Annotated in this window: 16 protein-coding genes; 6 read left to right on the top strand and 10 right to left on the bottom strand. The window is 67.4% G+C overall.

Features of this window, described 5'->3' with window-relative positions; translation table 11 throughout:
* Positions 1-50: 50 nt before the first annotated feature.
* The 5 genes from rocD to eccCa all read right to left on the bottom strand — a co-directional run bounded on the left by rocD (position 51) and on the right by eccCa (position 7,638).
* The gene (gene rocD / locus EGT50_RS00260; protein WP_408014591.1) at positions 51-1,295 is read right to left on the bottom strand and encodes an ornithine--oxo-acid transaminase; all 1,245 of its coding nucleotides are present in this window, start codon (positions 1,293-1,295) and stop codon (positions 51-53) included.
* Positions 1,296-1,480: 185 nt separating this feature from the next.
* On the bottom strand, positions 1,481-1,765 hold the full coding sequence (locus EGT50_RS00255; protein ID WP_408014564.1) for a WXG100 family type VII secretion target: 285 nt from the start codon (positions 1,763-1,765) through the stop codon (positions 1,481-1,483).
* A gap of 46 nt (positions 1,766-1,811) precedes the next feature.
* Positions 1,812-2,126, bottom strand: a complete 315-nt coding sequence (locus tag EGT50_RS00250; RefSeq protein WP_127950628.1) for a WXG100 family type VII secretion target — start codon at positions 2,124-2,126, stop codon at positions 1,812-1,814.
* A 212-nt stretch (positions 2,127-2,338) separates the two neighbouring features.
* Positions 2,339-3,646: a type VII secretion-associated protein gene (locus EGT50_RS00245; RefSeq protein ID WP_127950627.1), complete on the bottom strand. Its 1,308-nt coding sequence runs from the start codon at positions 3,644-3,646 to the stop codon at positions 2,339-2,341.
* Positions 3,628-7,638, bottom strand: coding sequence for a type VII secretion protein EccCa (eccCa, locus tag EGT50_RS00240; protein WP_127950626.1), 4,011 nt, complete (start codon positions 7,636-7,638; stop codon positions 3,628-3,630). Before eccCa ends, EGT50_RS00245 begins: the two co-directional genes overlap by 19 nt.
* Before the next feature lie 211 nt (positions 7,639-7,849).
* Here eccCa and eccD point away from each other — a divergent pair, with 211 nt between their 5' ends.
* The gene (eccD, locus tag EGT50_RS00235; RefSeq protein ID WP_127950625.1) at positions 7,850-9,325 is read left to right on the top strand and encodes a type VII secretion integral membrane protein EccD; all 1,476 of its coding nucleotides are present in this window, start codon (positions 7,850-7,852) and stop codon (positions 9,323-9,325) included.
* An 8-nt stretch (positions 9,326-9,333) separates the two neighbouring features.
* Entirely contained in the window at positions 9,334-10,728 is a 1,395-nt protein-coding gene (gene mycP / locus EGT50_RS00230; protein WP_235870497.1) for a type VII secretion-associated serine protease mycosin, read from the top strand.
* A 70-nt stretch (positions 10,729-10,798) separates the two neighbouring features.
* Here the strand turns inward: mycP and eccB are convergent, their stop codons facing one another.
* Positions 10,799-12,274, bottom strand: a complete 1,476-nt coding sequence (eccB, locus tag EGT50_RS00225; RefSeq protein ID WP_127950623.1) for a type VII secretion protein EccB — start codon at positions 12,272-12,274, stop codon at positions 10,799-10,801.
* Positions 12,275-12,379: 105 nt separating this feature from the next.
* On the opposite strand from eccB, the gene eccE reads away from it, so the two are divergent.
* The 3 genes from eccE (at position 12,380) to EGT50_RS17315 (ending at position 15,415) form a co-directional block, all read left to right on the top strand.
* Positions 12,380-14,023, top strand: coding sequence for a type VII secretion protein EccE (eccE, locus tag EGT50_RS00220; RefSeq protein WP_127950622.1), 1,644 nt, complete (start codon positions 12,380-12,382; stop codon positions 14,021-14,023).
* Positions 14,024-14,812: 789 nt separating this feature from the next.
* The gene (locus tag EGT50_RS00215) at positions 14,813-15,160 is read left to right on the top strand and encodes a hypothetical protein (RefSeq protein WP_127950621.1); all 348 of its coding nucleotides are present in this window, start codon (positions 14,813-14,815) and stop codon (positions 15,158-15,160) included.
* A 129-nt stretch (positions 15,161-15,289) separates the two neighbouring features.
* Positions 15,290-15,415 (top strand): hypothetical protein, encoded by a 126-nt coding sequence (locus tag EGT50_RS17315; RefSeq protein WP_268960644.1) that lies wholly within the window; start codon positions 15,290-15,292, stop codon positions 15,413-15,415.
* A gap of 71 nt (positions 15,416-15,486) precedes the next feature.
* On the opposite strand, the gene EGT50_RS00210 is transcribed toward EGT50_RS17315, so the two are convergent.
* Positions 15,487-16,041, bottom strand: coding sequence for an NADPH-dependent FMN reductase (locus EGT50_RS00210; RefSeq protein WP_127950620.1), 555 nt, complete (start codon positions 16,039-16,041; stop codon positions 15,487-15,489).
* Positions 16,042-16,071: 30 nt separating this feature from the next.
* Positions 16,072-16,641 (bottom strand): TetR/AcrR family transcriptional regulator, encoded by a 570-nt coding sequence (locus tag EGT50_RS00205; RefSeq protein WP_127950619.1) that lies wholly within the window; start codon positions 16,639-16,641, stop codon positions 16,072-16,074.
* 81 nt (positions 16,642-16,722) lie between these two features.
* Here EGT50_RS00205 and EGT50_RS00200 point away from each other — a divergent pair, with 81 nt between their 5' ends.
* Positions 16,723-17,865, top strand: coding sequence for an acyl-CoA dehydrogenase family protein (locus EGT50_RS00200; protein ID WP_127950618.1), 1,143 nt, complete (start codon positions 16,723-16,725; stop codon positions 17,863-17,865).
* A gap of 25 nt (positions 17,866-17,890) precedes the next feature.
* Here EGT50_RS00200 and EGT50_RS00195 read toward each other — a convergent pair whose 3' ends face one another.
* Together EGT50_RS00195 and truA are read right to left on the bottom strand one after the other, a co-directional pair.
* Entirely contained in the window at positions 17,891-18,331 is a 441-nt protein-coding gene (locus EGT50_RS00195) for a hypothetical protein (protein WP_127950617.1), read from the bottom strand.
* An 88-nt stretch (positions 18,332-18,419) separates the two neighbouring features.
* Positions 18,420-19,313, bottom strand: coding sequence for a tRNA pseudouridine(38-40) synthase TruA (gene truA / locus EGT50_RS00190; RefSeq protein WP_127950616.1), 894 nt, complete (start codon positions 19,311-19,313; stop codon positions 18,420-18,422).
* Between the last annotated feature and the right edge of the window lies 1 nt (position 19,314).

Genomic DNA, 19,314 nt, shown 5'->3' with positions numbered 1-19,314 from the left:
GCCGACGTAGAACGATACCGGCTGGGGTCGACGAGGGTCAAAAGCGCCCGCTACCCGGCCAACGCATCGGCGAGGCGTTCGACGGCCCAGGTCAGGTCGTCCCGGCTGATCACGAGCGGCGGAGCGATCCGGATCGTGCCCTCGTGCGCATCCTTCGCCAGAACCCGCCGGGCAAGCAGCCGCTCGCAGATCACCCGCGCCGACGGCTGCCCCGGCGCCAACTCGACGCCGGCCCACAGGCCCCTGCCGCGAACCTCCGCGACGCGGTCAGGCGGCAATTGCCCGAGCAATTCGTGCAGGTACGCCCCGAGTTCGCGACTGCGCCGCTGGTATTCGCCGGTTTCGAGGAGCCGGACAACGGCACTGCCGACCACGCATGCAAGCGGGTTGCCGCCGAAGGTGCTGCCGTGCTCGCCGGGATGGATGACATCCATCACGTGGCGGTCCGCGACGACCGCCGACACCGGAAGGATCCCACCGCCGAGCGCCTTGCCCAGGATGTAGATGTCCGGCACCACGTCCTCGTGCTCACACGCGAACGTGTCACCGGTGCGGCCCAGGCCGCTCTGGATCTCGTCGGCGACCAGCAGGATGCGGTGTTCATCGCACAGTCTGCGCACGCCCGCGAGATAGCCGTCCGGGGGCACCAGGACGCCCGCCTCCCCCTGGATAGGTTCGACGAGGACCGCGACTGTGTTCTCGGTGATCGCGGCCGCCAACGCGTCGAGGCTGCCGTACTCGACCGACGGGAAACCCGGCGGGAAGGGACCGAAACCGCCCCGGGCGTCCGGATCCGTCGAGAATCCGACGATCCCGATCGTTCGACCGTGGAAGTTGCCTGCGCACGTAATGATCTCCGCCCGGCCGTCGGGCACACCTTTGACGTCGTATCCCCATTTCCGCGACAGCTTGAGCGCGGTCTCCACGGCCTCGGCACCAGTGTTCATCGGCAATACCGCGTCCTTGCCGCACAACCGCGCAACATCGGCGCAGAACGCGGCGTACCGGTCATGTTGGAATGCACGGCTGGTGAGGGTGAGCCGGCCGATCTGCTCGCGGGCGGTCGCGACCAGTTCCGGGTGCGCGTGTCCGAAATTGAGCGCCGAGTAGCCGGCGAGGACGTCGAGGTAGTCGACACCGTCGATCGCGCGCACCCATGCGCCGGATCCCGATGCGATGACGACCGGGAGCGGATCGTAGTTGTGTGCGCTGTGCTCGTCGGCCCGAGCGAGTTCGGCCACCGTCTCGGCCGTCACCGGAACCAGCGAGTCGGGCTGCTGTCCTACCGTCACGATCCGCCTCCCGGTCCGGCGCTTGTGCGCCACCGTATTCGGATCCCGCCAGTATCCGCCCCCCGACAGTCAGCGGCAATCGCTTCCGCGCCGTCGTAACCCGATCGGTGGCGACGCCACGGACGTCCGGATCCCCGGGTGCCCCGACGGCTCTCCTCCATCGGGGCACCCGTTCGGGCGTACCGGACCTACGCCCAGCTGTTGGCAGCGGCGGTGTTCACCTGCTGCATGTCCGCGTTGCCCTGGCCCACGACGCGACCGATCGCATCGAGGATCTGGTTGAGTTCGAGCGCGCTGGCGTCCCACTTGGCCTGCTCCGCCTGGTAGGCCTCTGCTGCCGAACCCTCCCACTCCGCGACCATCGGTGCGATGTGGGCCTTGAGGTCGTCGAGCTTGCCGTTCATCTCAGCCTGGATCGAGTCGATCCGCACTTTGAGCGCTTCGATCTGCCCGAACGAGTAACGCATGGTCATGACTGCTCCTGTCCGTACTGTTGGTTTGGGGCTCGTGGGATCGGGATCAGATGTTGAGGCTGTTCGCCACACCGCTGATCGAGCTCGTGTGATCCTGCTGTGCGACGTCGAACGAGACGCTGTTCGACTTGATACGCTCGCCGATCGATTCGAGCGCCCGGTTGAGGTTGTTTGCGCTGGCGTCCCACCGCTCCATGAGATTCTGGAACGCCATCGCCGCGGAGCCCTCCCAGCCGCCGCGGATACCGTCCACCTCGCCCCTGAGGGTGCTCAGCAGGCCCTGGATCTCAGCCCGCACATCGCTGACGCGACGCGAGGTGGCCTCCATGGTCTCGACGGTGGTCCTCATCTGATCGCTCACTTCGACTCCTTCTGGATGCACTCGGATGTGGATGCATTCGGACGCACTCCGCATCGTTGTCCCATTTTCCGCGTCCCGCCCACCGACCCCCCCGGGGGGCCCGCTGCTGCCAGTTCGCGCCTACATCTGGTTGGACGTATGCATGGGCTGATTCGGTTCCACCGATCCCGAAACCTTCACCGGGACGCCTCTGTTCAGTTCGATGTGACTGTTCAGTTCGACGCGACCTCGATACTGCGGACAGCTTGCTCGCAATCGGCAGCGAGCGACTCCCACTCCCCTTCTCGGAACTGACAGCCCACGCTCATCTGCAAGTCGTTCTCGACGAGGACGTGCCACCGCACGCTTGACTGGTCGTCGGGGGTCTCGAGGTAGGAGACCCCGACCCGTCCGGCGAACTCCTTCTCCGGATCGAACCCGGAGAAGGGCCCGTCCGGACCGCGTTCGACGATCCGCCGCTCGAGGGTACGAGCAATCGCGACCCGGTCGGAGCCGGCAGCGACATCGACCGAAATCACGACGATTCGACGCCCACTCACCCCGTCAGGCACCAGCTCGAGCCGTCCCGGTTCCGCCGCTCGCACTCCCCACTCTTCTGGTAGGTGCATGCTCGCGGACCCGATCTCGAAGCGTTCCAACGGTTCTGTCCGGCCCGATACGTCCGGCGCCCGGACCGGCCACAACGCGACGGCGACGGCGACGGCGACGCCGATAGTGGCGGCCACAACCACCGCGACTGTCGCCGGCGGAACATGCCACCGTCGATGCGGTGGCGCCGGGGTGCGCGTGGGGCCGGGGCTGACCCACGAGGCAGTGCGATCCTGCTGGTCGGTGGGCTGTGCTTCCGACCGTCTTTCGACCATCGTGGCCGGTGGGACCGACACGACCGTGGATCCGATTCCGGTAGTGAGGATTCCGAGGACGTCATCGGCTGCCGTGCCGATCACGTACACGGCCTCGATCGAACGCCCATCCGCGGCGTCACGCACCAACCGGTCGATCACCGTGACCTGAGCGGGGTCTTCGCTGAGGTCGAGAGTCCCTGTTTCCGGGGCTAGTGCACACGAGACGACATTCGGCGCTCCGTGCCGATCCAATTCGACCACAGTGGCGGTGGTCGACAGCGCAGCGCATTCGAGCACAATCCACCGTGTACCACTGCTCGGGACCGGCACCACCAGGGCGGCGGGCACCATGGCCACGTCGTCGGCACAGCGCCGCGCCGCCGCCTCGAACACACCCCGGCGTGGCATGCCCCAGTGCGAAGGGTGCGCGACCGTCAGTTCCGGAACGAATTCGGTTCCTCCCGAGACGGTTCCGATCGCACGATGGATGGCCGCCGCGAGGACGTCGACAGTCGCGAGGATCTGCGCTCCGAGGAGCAGGGTGTCGTCGTCGATACAGTCGAGACAATGCCGCACCGGGTCGTCGGGCACCCGAATGGCCCCGGAAGGCCCCTGCACCCAGACGACATCGTCCGCGAGGTACAGGATCGGCCGAATCACAGCGGCGGCAGCCACGCAAGCTGGACCAACGACGTCCCGGAGCGTGCGACGTAGGTGCCCCGACCGGACGGCATCTCGCTGGGGCGAACGGTCCCGATCAGGTTGCCCTCCTCCCGGCTGCCGCTCATCACCAGTGCCGCCGGGGCCAGGTCGCGCACCCGGGCGATCACCGGTTCGTACAGTGCGCGTGACGCACCCCCGGACCGCCGCGCGATGATCAAGTGGAAACCGACGTCCTTCGCGTGCGCGAGATAGTCGAGCAGGGGCGCCAGCGGGTTGCCGCTCGACGTCGCGACGAGGTCGTAGTCGTCGACGACGACGTAGATCTCCGGCCCCGACCACCAGGATCGCTCACGCAGCTGCTGCTGTGTGGCGTCGGGTCCGGGCATTCGACTCTCGAGGATGCTCGCGAGGTCGTTCATCATCGTCGCGAACGTAGTTGCCGACGCGGAATACCCGGCCAGATGATCGCCCTCGACGACGCCGAGCAGGGTGCGCCGGTAGTCGCCGATGATCAGTTTGGCCTGCTTCGGGGTGTTGGATTCCATCAACCCGAGACAGATTCCGCGGAGCAGGGTCGTCTTGCCGCACGCGCTGTCGCCGAACACGAGGAAGTGTGGCTGGTCCGCGAAGTCGAGGTACACCGGCGCGAGTTCGGCCTCGTCGATCCCGATCGGCACCGATAGGCACGCCCCGTTCGACATGGCGGGCACCGGCCAGTGCCCCGTGGCGGCGGCCACCACGTCCTCCCGCGGGACCCGATCGGGCAACATCCGCACCGGCGGCGCCGGCGGGCCGGAGCGCACCGCACCGAGGCGGGCGACGGCGTCGGCGACGCCGGCGCCGAGGTCGTCGCTACGACCGACGCCGTCCAATCGTGGCAACGCGACGAGCAGGTGCAGCCCCTCGCGGGTGATACCGCGCCCCGGCCGCCCGGACGGGACGGTCATGGCCTTGGCGCGACCGACGTCGGAATCCGTCGGATCACCCAGCCGTAGTTCGATTCTGGTGCCCAGTTGGTCCTTGAGGGCCGGGCGGATGTCGGCCCAGCGCGGGGACGCGATGATCACGTGGACGCCGAACGACAAGCCCTGCCCGGCCAGCGCGCCGATCTGGGCCTCGAGGGCCTCGAAGTCCTGGCGAATGCCCGGCCAGCCGTCGATGACGAGGAAGACGTCTCCGAACGGATCCTCGGCCGCGCCCGCCGCCGCAGACCCCTCGCCCCCCGTTCCGCGCAGCCGCCGGAACTCCGCCATCGACGCGATGCCGAGGTCGCGGAAGCGTCGCTCCCGCTGTCGCACGAGGGTCGTCATCTCGGCAACCGTGCGCCGCACCAGGTCGACGTCGAGTCGGTTCGCGACCGACCCGACGTGCGGCAACTGCGCCAGTCCGGACAACGTTCCGCCGCCGAAGTCGAGGCAGTAGAACTGCACCTGCTGCGGCGAATGTGTCGTGGCCATCGACATGATCAGGGTGCGCAGCAGCGTCGACTTGCCGGACTGGGGGCCGCCGACGACGGCCACGTTGCCGGTCGACCCGGCCAGATCGGCGACCAGAAGATCCCGCCGCTGGTCGAATGGCCGGTCGACCACACCGATCGGGGCCTGCAGCGAACTCACGTCGGCAACGGCTTCCGTGAACGTGGACGCCGGGACGATCTGGTCGAGGGTGGGAGCGACGTCGAGCGGTGGCAACCAAACCTCGTGGGCGGCGGGGCCACGCCCACGGATGCGGTCGACGAGGACCTCCAGGACCGAACGGGAGTCGACGTCACCTTCTTGATCCGGTTCCGGTTCGATCGGGACGACAGGTTCAGGCAGCACGGGAAGCGCGACGGGTGTCGCTGTGAACGGACGCGGACTCACATCGATGGCCGGTGCACTCCCGCCCGTGATCCGTTGGCTTCGTTCGCGCTGGTACGGGCCGGAGACGTAGGACGCCTGGAACCGCACGATCTCCGCCGAATCGCACTTGAGGTATCCGGCGCCGGGTGCCGCAGGCAGATGGTAGGCGTCCGGCACCCCGAGGACCGAACGGGACTCGTTGGCCGAGAATGTCTTCAGGCCGATCCGATAGGACAGATGGCTGTCGAGGCCGCGTAGCTTGCCCTCCTCGAGTCGCTGACTGGCGAGCAGGAGATGCATGTGCAACGAACGTCCGAGACGACCGATCGCGACGAACAGTTCTGCGAATTCCGGCTGTTGGCTGAGCAGTTCGGAGAACTCGTCGACCACGATGAACAATGCCGGCATCGGCGCGAGATCCGCGCCCGCGCCGCGGGCCTTCTCGTACTCGGTGACGTTCGCGAAATTCCCCGCGGCACGGAGCAACTCTTGGCGGCGGTTCATCTCACCGGCGAGTGCGTCCCTCATGCGGTCGACCATCGCCAGCTCCTCGGCGAGGTTCGTGATGACCGCGGCGACGTGGGGTGCATCCTCCAAGCCCAAGAACGTGGCGCCACCCTTGAAGTCGACGAGCACCAGGTTCAGAGCCTCCGGTGAATGAGTCGCGACGAGGCCGAGCACCAACGTGCGCAGAAACTCCGACTTGCCGGAACCGGTTGCGCCGATACACAGGCCGTGCGGTCCCATGCCGTTCTGCGCGGCCTCCTTGAGGTCCAGCTCGACGGGACCGCCGTCCGTCCCCACGCCGATCGGGACCCGGAGCCGATCTCGTCCGTGCCGAGGCATCCACGCGTGAACGGGATCGAACCCGCCGACATCACCGATGCCGAGCAGTCGACTCCAGCCGGCCGCGACGGGCGCGCCGTCGACCGCCTCATCCGCCTCCGTCTGGGCAGCAATCCGGTATGGGGCCAATCTCCGGGAACCCGACAACGCCTGCTGCGCGGTCAGCTCGTCGACAGTCGCGAACGTCTCGATCCCGGCACTGCTGCGTGCACCGAGCGAGCCGCTGTCAGTGACGAGCTGCAGGCCTCGGGTGGCCGTGAGCCGCGGGCAGTACCCGCTGAGGTCGAGCAGTGTCACCGAGTCCAGCCCCCCGTCGGTGACGACACGACTGTCACCCTCGAGGATGCCTCCGTCGACGACGACTACGATCTGCGGCACCCCGGCGGTGGGAGGCGCGCTCCGCGAAAACTGCCCCCGCATCGAGAATTGCTGTCCCAGAGCCGACTCGAGTTCGAGTACCGACCCGTAGACCATCCGTGCGGTGCCCACGCCGTCGACCGATTCCGGATGCTGCGCGTGCGGAAGCCACTTGATCCACTCCCATTCGGGCGCCGTGTCGGGCCCGCAGACGACTGCAACCTGCAACTGATCAGGCCCGTGGAACGAACACAGTTGCATCAACATCGCCCGGACCAATCCACGGGCACTCGATCGGTCTCCATCCACGGAGATCGCCGCGAATCCGCGCAACGAAAGGGCCGTCGGCAGCTCCGGGACCACCGAGTAGGCCCGAACGAATCGCCGCAGCGCCACCGCGGACACAGGCTCGAGGTCCTCGACCGGCCCGGTCTCCGGCGCGACGAGACGTGTTGCCAGACGTTGACTCCCCCGCCCGATCCGCACGTGGAGGTAGTCCGGATCGGTGGTTCGCCGCTCCCACATGCGAACCGTTCCCGTCAGCGTCCACAGCACCGACGGATCGGGATGGCTCCATTCGAGAGCAGTGCGTTGCTGTCTTCCGGTGTCGAGGGCGTCGCGACGCAACCGGTCGAGATAGCGCAGGTAGTCCTTGCGGTCCTCGTTCGACTCGGCCGCCTTGGCTCCGCCACCGCGGCTCGAGCCGGCCACCATGCCGAGCACGGACACGAGCATCATCACAGGGAACAGCAGCGACATGGGGTTCGCGGCCATGCCGGAAGTGAACATCAGTGCGACCATGCCGACCATGGCGGCAACCATGACGATCGGCAGCAGCTTGGTCATCAAGTTGCCGGGTGTGATACGTGGAATCTCTGGCGGCGTCTGAAGACTCACCTCACCGCCTGGCGTACGCGGAACTCCCCGACGTGCCCGACGCACGAAATGGATCGTGCCCATGCTGCCACCCCCAGAAGAAGCCAGCCCTGGAACGGACCGGTCACGTCGACCAAGCGGAGTCGCCCCCACGGGCTCCTGACTCGCGATTCGAGAAACTACCGCACGCACTCACGACACACACGGTGGAGGGGCAACCAGGAAGCCGGGTACAGTGCCGATGGTTTCCAAGCAGGCGGTCCGGACGGGGATCCCAACCACACAGTTCGGGGGGATGATCGTGACAGTTCTCGAAGCCGACTACACGGCCGGCGATAGTGCGCGGCGGCGGGGTCCGGCCGACATGGTCAGGTTGACCATTCTCGCGCCGCACACCCAGATCGACCTGGCGCTACCGAGTACGGTACCCGTCGAACTGCTCGTTCCGAGCATCGCCGATCTCGTGCAGAAGCACAGCTCCGCCAACGACTTCGACGCATCGGAGGAGCGCACCGAACCGGCCCGGTGGACCCTGTCACGACTTGGAACGCCTCCGCTGGCGCCCGCGCTGAGCCTGCAGGAGCACGGCGTACTCGATGGTGAGCTCCTCGTTTTCGACAGCGCGGAGGCCAGCGCGCCCCCTCCGCTGTTCGACGACATCATGTACAACGTCGCGATCGCCGACAAGGGCCATACTCGCCCGTGGACGCCGCAGATGGCGCGACTGACCGGGTCCGCGCTCGCAATCGCGGCAGCCGCAGCGGGTTCCTTCGCCTTGCTGCAGGTCGATGGTTCCGTCGCGTCGCTCGTCGGGGCGGGATGCGCGTTGCTGACCCTCGTGCTGTTCCTCGTCGCGGGAGCTGTCGGCAGTCGCGTCTACGGCGACACCGCTGCAGCCGTCACTTTGGGTGCCGCGGCGCTGCCTGTGGCGTTCGCGTCCGGTGTGCTGCTGGTGCCGGGCGAGCGGGATGCACCGCATGTACTGCTGGGATTGGTCATGGTCGGAGCCACGGCGGTGCTAGCTCTGCGCGCGTCTGGCGTCGGGCACACCGTCTTCACCACTGCGACCGCGGTGTCGCTGTTCGGTGCTACCGCCGCGCTCGCCGCGACGCTCACCGAACAGTCCGTGCGAACGGTGGGCGCGCTCCTCGCCGCCGCAGCCCTGATCGGGCTCGCGAGCGCACCACGCATCGCGATGTTGCTCGCTAGGCTCCCCCTTCCCCCGGTGCCGGCTCCGGGCACGTCCGTCGACCCCGCTGAAGACGACCCCGACGACGCGCGCAGCGTTCCGTCGTTCGAATCCGTTGAGGCACGTACAGACCGAGCACGACGATTCCTCACCGGTTTGGTGTGCGCGATGACTCTGCTCACCGGGTTCGGCGTACTCGCCGCATCCGTCCCGGTGACCGACTCCGGGATCTACTGGCCGGGGACCGCGCTCGCCGTCGCCGCCGCGACGGTGCTGCTCTTCCGCGGCCGTACTTACAGCTCGGCTGAGCAGGCTGTGCCGCTGATCGGCGGCGGAGGCACGATCCTCGTACTCCTCTGTGCCGCAACCGCACTTGCCGTCCCGGTCGCCGCACTCGGTCTGTTCGCAGTCGCGGCACTGGCTGTCGGTGCTGCGCTCGCACTCGGGATCCTCGCGCCGGAAAGAACCTTCTCGCCGGTGCAGCGGCGTGCCTCCGAACTGGTCGACTACGCCGCGATCGCGGCTGTCGTACCGCTCGTGTGCTGGGTCTCCGGCATCTTTGCGGCCGTCCGAGGGCTGTGAGCGTCATCGTGACCGGTCGGACTGCCACCCGCCGACTGCTGCGGGTGTCGGTGGCCGCGGCACTGGTTGCGCTCACCGCCTCTCTCGGTCCAGGTGTCGGGGGAGCCGTCGTCCCTGCGCCGATCGACCCGGCACGCTTGCCCCCGAACTCGGATCCAGCCCCATTGGCACCGACCGAGCAGCGCAACGCTTGTGCGGTGGCGGTACCCATGGGTGCCGACCCGGAGGTGCCTCAGGCGCAGCGCACGATGAACTTTGCGTCGGTGTGGCCGATCACCCGAGGACAGGGCCAACTCGTGGCGATCATCGACACCGGCGTCGCGGGTCATCCCCGGCTTCCGGGTCTGCGGCCCGGTGGTGACTACGTTTCCAACGGTGACGGCATCGGCGACTGCGATGCCCACGGCACCGTGGTCGCCGGACTCATCGCCGCGGCACCGATCCCCGGTTCTGGCTTCGCAGGTGGCGCCCCCGACGCCCAGATAATCTCCATCCGCCAGTCGAGCGCGAACTTCTCCGAAGCCAGGCGGCAGGACGACCCGAACGACGTACAGAACTCGACCGGCTACGGCAACACTCAGACGATGGCAATGGCCATTCGGCGTGCCGCAGAGATGGACGCGAAGGTCATCAACATCTCCGAGGTGGCGTGCCGATCTGCCGCTGACGGCATCGACGACGGGTCCCTCGGGGCTGCAGTCCAATACGCAGCACTCGTGCATGACGCAGTCGTGGTCGCTGCCGCCGGGAACTACGGGTCGGGTGGGTGCATGATCCAGAATCCACCCCTCGACCCCCTGAACCCTTCTGCCGACCAATGGGCTTCGGTTTCGATGATCGCGACGCCGGCCTGGTACGACGACTACGTGCTGACGGTCGGGTCGGTGAACCCGGACGGGTCCCCGTCGGAGTTCAGCCTTGGCGGCCCGTGGGTGGATGTGGCGGCTCCGGGCACCGGGATCGTCTCCCTCAGCCCCGATGGGCGCAGCCAGACTCAGCAGTGGGTCACCTCGCAGGGAGAGTCGCGTTCGTTCGACGGAACCAGTTTCGCTGCACCACTGGTCACCGCGACCGTGGCGCTGGTGCGCGCCCGCTATCCGCACCTGACTGCACAGCAGGTGATCTCGCGCATCGAATCCACGGCGCACGCCCCGGCCGAAGGGTGGAATCCATACGTGGGACACGGAGTGGTCGACCCGGTCGCGGCGGTGACCGCAGACCTGCCGCTGGACGGCGTTGCCTCCGACGCCGCCCGCTCCGTGCCTGTCGCGGCGCCTACGCCGGCTCCGACACCGGACACCCGACCGCGCACAGTGGCGCTGGCCGCGACGGGCGGGATCGCCGCGGTCGTGGTGCTCAGTGTGCTCGCGTCGTATCCGCTACGGCGCCGCCGCAAAATGTGACTGCGGCGGTGCCGCTCGACGTGACTGCGGCGGTGCTGCCGAATGTGACTACGACAATGGCGGAGCGGATTCAGTTCCCAGCCGCAACTGGTGCAGCCTTCTCGTCGGGGGCGACACCGTCGTGGGCGACGAGCGCTTCTTCCTTGCCGAGTGAGGGCCCGGGTGCGAGGAGTTCGACGATCCGCCACGGCGCGGGCGCGCCGGGCACCTCGAATCCCAGTGCCTTGGCGGCGTCGGCGTTCTTGACGCCGTACCGAACCCCGGTGTCCGCGATGAAGAACATCCCGCCCCTGCGGGAGCTGCCCGACTCGAGGCCGGTCGTCTGCACGAATCCGCTACCGCCGCTTCGCACGTAGACGGCATCGGCATTGTCGCCGGGACCGTCCGCTTGTGCCAGTCGGACGGTGCGAGCATCGCTGGGGACAGGGAGCCCGCGACCGGCCGACACCGCCAGCGTGGCGTCGACCCGACCGGAGTCGTCGCCCTCCACTGATCCGTGTGGGGTCCAAGTCAGGCAACTGACGGGCTCGTCCGCATCGCTGACGAGTCGCGGCGGGGCGCTCGGGAACGTCGCCACGTCCAATCCGCGCGAGGTGGGCGCCTGCCCGAGCGCGTCGGGAGCGACGGTGGGCACCTCGGCCTGTCCCTGGGAATCCGAGAAGTGAACCAGCACGGCGGTGGCCTCACTTACCTCCTGGACGCCGTCCCGCAGCACCACGTAGTACCGGGCGTCGTCTCCTCGCTTGACCTTGACGACGGATCCCACTGTTCTCCCCGCGATCTCGTAGTCAGGCACAGATCCCGCCCCGTCGATGTCGGGCGCCGCGATCGGCAGAGCCTCGGGGATCGCGTTCAGCATCCCTCGACTGATCGGACGCGGCTGCGCCCCTTCGAGTCCCAGTGCACGGGTGACTGCCTGGTCCCCCAAATCGATGGGAGCACGGTGTCCGTCGTACAGCAGGAACGTCTTGTCCGACTGCGACACCAGCAGCGCCTCCCCGGAGTCGAGTTGCCCGACCCGGTCATCCCATGCGGGTTCTCCGACGACGACTGTCGTTGTGACCGATCGCAGTCCGTCAGATGAGACGGTGTCGCACACCGTCCACGGTTGCCCTTCGGTGCCACCGCCCGCCGGGAGCGCCGACGGCGCACCGGGAATGCCGACAAGTGCCCCACGGGGCCTGGTGTCGATCTCAGATTCGTTGACCATCACTGGTTTCGCCGATTCCCCGACGATCAGCCGTGCCGACGCAAGGTTGAGCACCGGGTGCAGTGCGCCGTCCATGACGACGAACATCGCGCCCGAGTCCTTGCCGACGACGATCGACGCGTTGCCGATCTTGTCCTGTGGTCGGAACAGCGCGAGCGCAGCGGCGGCCGCCAGCCCGAGACATGCGATGGCCACTCCCACTCCGAGCGCCCGCGACTGTGACCGCATCGGGTCGCTGAGCATCCGCACGTCGCGCCGGACGAGCGCATGTTCCATTCGCCGAACGAGAAACCGGTATCCGCTGACCTGCCACCGTGTCGTCGGCTGTGCCGCCACGTTTCCTCCCCCATCCGGCGCCCGATACGACCCCACACAGTACAGTTCGCGAGAACGCACTCACGACGGGCGAGGTCCGTCTGGTTCAGGCATCGGGGAGGGACCGTGGACCGAATCCGTGCCGGACGCCGTCCGCACACGAGCACTGTCACCGTGGCCACCATCGTCATGGCGCAACTGCTGGCCGTTGCGGTCGGCCTGGTCGGGCTCTGGGCAGGCCTGCCGTTGTGGGCGGCCGCAGCCGTCGCTGTGCCGATCGGTGCGCTGCTGTTCGTTCGGGTGGATGGGCGTCTGCCAGTGTCGTGGGCGGAGGCCTCGTGGCACTACCTCCGTAAACGTCGACCCGGTATCGGGAAGGGTGCGGATTTTCACTCACCGACGGAGACGGTGGGGCTGCACTGGATCGACGGGCAGGTGTTGGCCGTGGTCGAGTTGCTGCCGCCAACGAAGAGCCGGACCCGGATAACCCCGGAGTTCGACGACTCTCCAGACCGACTGCCGCTGTCGGCACTCGCGGGCTGCCTCGCGCAGAACGACGTGGCCCTCAGTGGCATTGACATCGTCAGCCACGGCAGCCGTGCGGTCGCCGGAACACCCGCCGCGGAGGTCTACGACGCCCTCATCGGCCCACTGCCTGCCACTGCTCATCGGATCGTGTGGGTGGTACTACGTTTCGACGCCTCGGCGAACGCGGTGTCTGTAACTCGTCGCGGTGGCGGCGCCGAAGGCACGTCGCGCACACTTGCCGTTGCTGCACGCCGAGTGGTTCGCACCCTCACCGACGCCGGTTGCCGCGCCCGGATCTTGTCTGCGGCTGAGATCGACTCGGCCTGTGCCCGCGTCTGCCGCGGCGTGCACCCTGACGCGATGGATCAGGAATGGGATCACGTGCCGTTGGCCGGTGCCCACAACGTGGGCAACGTCTTGGACACACGCAAACTCTCACGCAAGCTGCTGACCGGGCTGTGGACCATGCCGAGCCTGGGCACTACCGTCGCGGTGCGCCTGCGTCCGGGCCGCGATTCGGGTTCGATTCGCGTGGGTGCCTCCTATCGCCGCACCACACACACGGCCCCTGAACCTGTGAAACTGCCGGGGCTGATCTCGGCGCAGGGCCGGCACCGCGATGCGCTGTTGGCGCACCTACCTGTGTCGTCGCCGGACCTCGACGCCCTCACTCCGCTGGGCGAGATCACCTTCGACCGCCTCGATTCGCTCTCCCTGTCGGTCTCGGGCTGCGGACAGCTCGTCGGCTCCGATGTGAACGGGACCGCCCTCGCCGCGCGGATCACCGGGCCCGGAGTCGGCGAGGTCCATCTCGCGGGCGAACTCTATCTGGCACAGCAAGTGGTGTTCCGGGCGGTCGCGACCGGAGCACGGGTCCTTGTTCACACCGACCGGCCGCACGCCTGGGCACATTTGGTCGGTTCCGTGGCGACACCTATGCGACTGCGACTGTCCGACGAATCACTCGGGTCCGAAGCGGGTTTCGACACGGTCGTCGTCGACGGCGTGCCCCCTCCAGCGGCACGATCCGGGGTGACGATCATCCATGTTCACTCCGATCCCCGCATGTTTCCGCAATCGATACCGGACGTCTCGATTGTGCAGCCGGGCGCGTGTGGCGATCGGGTCGTGGTGACCGTCGGCGATGAACGAATCGATGCGGCCCTGGTGACGATTCCGTCCGAGACCGCGTTCATCGCACGACCGGTTGCCGCCGGAGCGCGACCGGTCGCCGCGCGCTGACCGGTCAACCCGGGGACGGGGACTGCTCGCGCTGGGTTCGGAGTGCGTCGGCCTACGAACCGACCCCCGCCCACGAGGACTACTTCATGTAACAGCGGCCCCCTGACAGCGGAGGTCCCAATCCCTCCGGTGCCGGTTTCGTGCCCCGCAGGTGGACGCCGGCGCGCACCCGGGACCGAAATGTCCCGGCAGCACCTACGATCACCACCGCCCATGCGACCAAAGGAACAGGACCAAGGCGAACTACCTGGTCAAGGCCGCCCGTGACGGCAAGTGGCGGGTGGTCTCCATCCCCGAACTCTGGCTCACAAGCATTCCGCGCCGGCGAATCCGACCAGACGGCACGAGAGTCATCGCCGTTGCCACCGGCACAGCTGTCGAGGATGTGACCGTGGGCGTGACGATCGACGTCCCCCGCGTGGAGAACGCCGGTGGGCACGCTGAGGCGATCCGCCGTGGGCGAAGCGAAGCAGCCGCGCTCGAGGCCCATGCGGTCGCCGAGTCCAACTGGCTCGCACAAGACCTCCCGCGCATCCTCGCGGCACAAGAAAACAATCACGACGAAGACTCGACCCAGAACCGCTCGCGGGGCCAGGGGCCTCCGGGACCGGCTATGCATCCTCAAATGCACTGCGATACAGGGTTTCACCCTTTCGGGGCGCCGACCAAACGGTCAAATTTACGAACCGCAACGCACCTCTGCTAGCGTCCAAACGGCCATTTCGCATATCTCACAGGGGAGAGTTCATTGCGTATCATTCTGCGTTCTTGTGGGAACAGGAAGCGGCAATGGCAGACCTTGTAGTAGCACTCCTGTTCCTGATCGCGGCAATGGCGAGCGGTCTAGCCGCGTACATCGGGTTCCGGGGCTGGGTCACCGACCCAGACAAGGGCTACGAGGTGCCCGACAGGGTGCGTGAGAGTCCCGAACTGTCCCGCACCGCGAATGAACTCGTCGCCCGCTGGTGCACGGTGTCTTCTGTGCTCGCACTGATTCCAGCGGTAGCCCTGGTTCCCAGCATTCTCTCGGATATGGAGATCGAGCTCCCGCTCTGGAAACTTGCGGTCACTGCTGTCTACGGGTTGGTCGTCGGCACGATGGGTCGGTACCCGTTCGATCGAATCTCACGTCTGTGACTCTTCTTCCCGCGCCCCTCTGATCGACCCAGATCCGCGAATGGGCGCTAAGTTCGACCGCCGCCGCACAATTTCGTGCGGCGGCGGTCCGGTGGGGTGGAATGCTCGTCATCGTGATGTGGATCCGTAGTGAGCCGGAAGGGGTGCCGCGTCCCGTGGCGGCAGGGCTTCGGGCGGGTTGTCGGGCTCGATATCAACGGCCACAGCACCACCCAGACGTACGGCAGCCGTGATCTCCACGTCGCCCGCGTGTAAGAACTTTGGCCGCCAATATTTGGCGCCTCGGTTGGCGAAAACGTCCGGATCGGTCGCCGCGCGCTGACCTGTCAACCCGGATACGGGGACTGCTCGCGCTGAGTTCGGAGCGCGTCGGCCCACCAGGCCAACTGCGTGAGCATCCGCTCGACAGCGTCGTTCGCGGCACCGTCCTCGGGGTCGAAGTGCTTGCGGGCCTGATGGAAACTGACGGCCTCCCGGATCGAGACCATATGCAGTTCGGCTACTACCTGACGGAGTTGCTCGACCGCACGAAGCCCGCCCGACATTCCTCCGTATGCTACGAAGCCAACGGGCTTGGCCCGCCACTCGTACTTGACGGTGTCGAATGCGGTCTTGAGCGCCGCCGGGTAGCCGTGGTTGTACTCGCTGGTGACAACGATGAAGGCGTCCGCTCTGCCGATCCGGTCGGTGAACGAGTCGACCACTTGTGACGCCGAAAGATCCTGCGGTAGTGGGATCTCCGCCAGGTCGAGAACGGCGGTGTCGTAGGTGTCGCGGACGCGGGCCCGTTCGAGGAACCAATCGAGGACGACGGGCGCGAACCGCTTGACGCGAACGCTGCCGACGATCACCTCGAGTCGTAGCGGCCGATCCAGCTCCATGAGCGCCTCCCTTCCGATCCGATCGTAGAGTCAGAGTCCCCGGGTCAGCAGGATCGCGAGCTCCTGATACGCCGCTGCGTCACCCAGCCCGGTCGACGCCGCGACCTGCCGCTGCTGGATCCGTACCATCGCCGCGGCTGCTACGTCGCCGACGAAGGCCGCATGTGCGTCCCGCAGTTCGCCCGCCTCGACCCCCTCGGTGATGAGCTGCTGGACGCGTCGCGCCGCCAACCGCGTGTTGCGCTCGTAGACCTCCCGCGCCGCCGAGTCGCCGGCCAGGTCCTCCATGAACTGCGCTGAGGCGGGCCGCAATTGCTCCCCAACCGCCTCGAGATAGGTCCGGATACGCTCGCGGGCACCGACAGCCCCGGACAGGCTCGCCTCGATCTCCGCGGTTGCAGCGCGAAAGAAGTGCACCGTCGCGGCCCTCACCAGTTGCTCCTTGCTGTCCGCGAGACGGTACAGCGTCGATTTCGAGCAGTGCAGGCGAGCGGCGAGGTCGTCGAGAGTGAGGTGGGCGAATCCCTCGTCGAGGATCAGTGCCACGAGCTCGTCGAACAGCGCGATGCGCCGAGCCGTCGTCCTCACCGGGGTTGCCATACCCTAGACAGTACTGAAGTATCATTTTCAGTACTACTCATTCCTGACTTGATCATCTCGTCAGTCCAGCGAGGAGCCACCGTGCCCGTCGAACGCCTGCTGCCCACCCAGGAAGCCCACGATCTGATCGACCTCACCCGCGAGGTCGCCGACAAGGTGCTCGCCCCGATCGTCGACGAGCACGAGAAGAGCGAAACCTTCCCCGAGGGCGTCTTTCCCGCACTCGGCCGAGCGGGGCTGCTGAGCCTGCCGTACCCGGAGGAGTTCGGCGGCGGCAACCAGCCCTACGAGGTGTACCTACAGGTCCTCGAGGAGATCGCTTCGCGCTGGGCGGCCGTCGCCGTCGCCACGAGCGTGCACAGCCTGTCCTGCTTCGCTCTCGCCACGCACGGCACCGATGAGCAGAAGGCCAAGTGGCTGCCCGACATGCTCGGCGGCGAGACCGTCGGCGCCTACAGCCTGTCCGAACCACAGGCCGGATCCGATGCCGCCGCGCTGATGTGCCGAGCGACCGAGGTCGAGGGCGGATTCCGTATCAACGGGAGCAAGGCGTGGATCACCAGCGGTGGCCGTGCCGACTTCTACACCCTGTTCGCTCGAACGAGCGACGACGGCTCCCGCGGCATCTCCTGCTTCCTGGTTCCCAAGGACACCGAGGGTCTGAGCTTCGGCAAGCCGGAGGAGAAGATGGGGCTCCGGGCGATTCCGACGACTGCCGCGCACTACGACGACGCCTTCGTCCCGAGCGAGCGGCTCATCGGCAAAGTGGGCCAGGGCCTGCCCATCGCGTTCAGCGCACTCGACTCCGGACGCCTCGGCATCGCCGCCGTCGCGGTTGGGTTGGCCCAGCGCGCCCTCGACGACGCCGTCGCGTATGCCAAGGAACGCAAGGCGTTCGGCAAGCGGATCATCGACCATCAGGGCCTCGGCTTCGTCCTGGCGGACATGGCCGCCGCCGTCGACTCCGCGCGCGCCACCTACCTCGATGCTGCCCGCCGCCGCGACGCCGGACTTCCCTACTCACGCAACGCTTCCGTCGCGAAGCTCGTGGCGACCGACGCCGCCATGAAAGTCACCACCGACGCGGTGCAGGTGTTCGGCGGGTACGGCTACACCCAGGACTTCCCCGTGGAGCGGTACATGCGCGAAGCGAAGATCACCCAGATCTTCGAGGGCACCAACCAGATTCAGCGACTCGTCATCGCCCGCCAACTCGCGGGCTGAGTCGGCAGGCCCCGACGGCCGCCGCTCAGATATGAACGGCCACTGCGGCCACCGCCAGCCAGACCAGAAGTATCACTTTCACGACCTCGAACGCGACGTACAGGTGGTGTGCGTGGGATCGAGGAAGATCTTCTCCGGCCAGGATCCTGTCCGACCGGCGACTGAGCGGCGGGCGAATGCCTGCGACCTGGATTGCCAGAACGATCGTCAACGCCGCGAGCAGATTCCGTACCGCGGCGGTCGGGGTCGGCTCGGCCGCGATCGTCGCGATCCACAGCACCACCAGCACGACGACTTCCGCAATGTTCAACGCACGGAACACTCGCCGGCCGATGCCCAGCCCGATCGGGATCGTCACACCGGGCGCGCGGAACTTGATCGGGGCTTCCAGGAACGAGATCGCGACGACCATCCCGAGCCAGAAGGCGGGCGCGAGAACCTGAAGCGAGATCCACCACTGATTCATCGTCGCGATCCTCGATCGTCGAAGTGTTCGTTGCCATCGGACCTCAGATCCCCCGCACTGCCCGTGGGTGACGGCGCCGAGCGTCAGGCTACTCCTCTCCGCAGCAGCCCGATCCGCTCGGATCGATCACCGTGCGCTTCTCCCGAGTGGCTTCGTTGCGGGCGGCCAGATCCTCGTCCGCGGGATAGTCGACGCGCACGAGGGAGAGTCCGTGCGCCGGCGCGACGGAAACCGCGCTGGCGCGTTCGCGTTCGGCGAGTAGGCCCGCCATCCACTCGATCGTGCGGCGACCCTCGCCGACGGCCAGTGCCGCGCCGACGAGGCTGCGAACCATCGACCAGCAGAACGCGTCCGCGGTGACGAAAGCCCTCAGCTCGTGACCAGACTGCTCCCAGTCGAAGCGCTGGAGCTCGCGGACCGTTGTCGCGCCCTCACGCCGTTTGCAGAAGGCGGCGAAGTCGTGCAGGCCCAGCAGCTCCGACGACGCCTCCCGCATCGCGTCGACGTCGACCTCTCTGGGCCATGCGACCGTATCGCGTGCTCGGAGCGGCTCGGCACCGTACGGCGCAGTGGTCAGTCGATATTCGTAGTGTCGGCGGATCGCGGAGAACCGGGCGTCGAAGTGCGCGGGAGCGAACGAGACGTGCTTGATGCGAACGTCGCGGGGCAGGAACCGAGCCAGGCGCCGCACCCAGCGCTGCGGGTCGTCGGGCACCATGTCGGCGGGCACGTCCACGTGCGCCACCTGTCCGCTCGCGTGCACGCCGGCGTCGGTGCGGCCGGCCACCGTGAGCAGCACCGGGGTGCGGACGATCGTGCTCAGCTTCTCCTCGATCTCACCGCACACCGTGCGGTGGCCGGGTTGCCGGGCCCACCCGGTGAAGTCGGTGCCGTCGTACGAGATGTCGAGGCGCAAGCGAACGAACCCGCCGTCCCCTACGGGAACGACGGGTTCGTTCGATGCGGCATGTGCCGAAACCAAG

It is taken from the genome of Rhodococcus xishaensis, from assembly GCF_004011825.1.
Lineage (GTDB): Bacteria > Actinomycetota > Actinomycetes > Mycobacteriales > Mycobacteriaceae > Prescottella > Prescottella xishaensis.
The sequence above is the reverse complement of the archived record's forward strand: the minus strand, read 5'-3'. Positions and strand labels throughout refer to the sequence as shown.

What these genes read in the sequence shown, in the direction of transcription:
- EGT50_RS00255 (WP_408014564.1), bottom strand. Translation starts at nt 1,765, where the DNA reads ATGACCATGCGTTACTCGTTCGGGCAGATCGAAGCGCTCAAAGTGCGG.
- eccCa (WP_127950626.1), bottom strand. Translation starts at nt 7,638, where the DNA reads ATGGGCACGATCCATTTCGTGCGTCGGGCACGTCGGGGAGTTCCGCGT.
- eccD (WP_127950625.1), top strand. Translation starts at nt 7,850, where the DNA reads ATGATCGTGACAGTTCTCGAAGCCGACTACACGGCCGGCGATAGTGCG.
- EGT50_RS00215 (WP_127950621.1), top strand. Translation starts at nt 14,813, where the DNA reads ATGGCAGACCTTGTAGTAGCACTCCTGTTCCTGATCGCGGCAATGGCG.
- EGT50_RS00210 (WP_127950620.1), bottom strand. Translation starts at nt 16,041, where the DNA reads ATGGAGCTGGATCGGCCGCTACGACTCGAGGTGATCGTCGGCAGCGTT.
- EGT50_RS00205 (WP_127950619.1), bottom strand. Translation starts at nt 16,641, where the DNA reads ATGGCAACCCCGGTGAGGACGACGGCTCGGCGCATCGCGCTGTTCGAC.
- EGT50_RS00195 (WP_127950617.1), bottom strand. Translation starts at nt 18,331, where the DNA reads ATGAATCAGTGGTGGATCTCGCTTCAGGTTCTCGCGCCCGCCTTCTGG.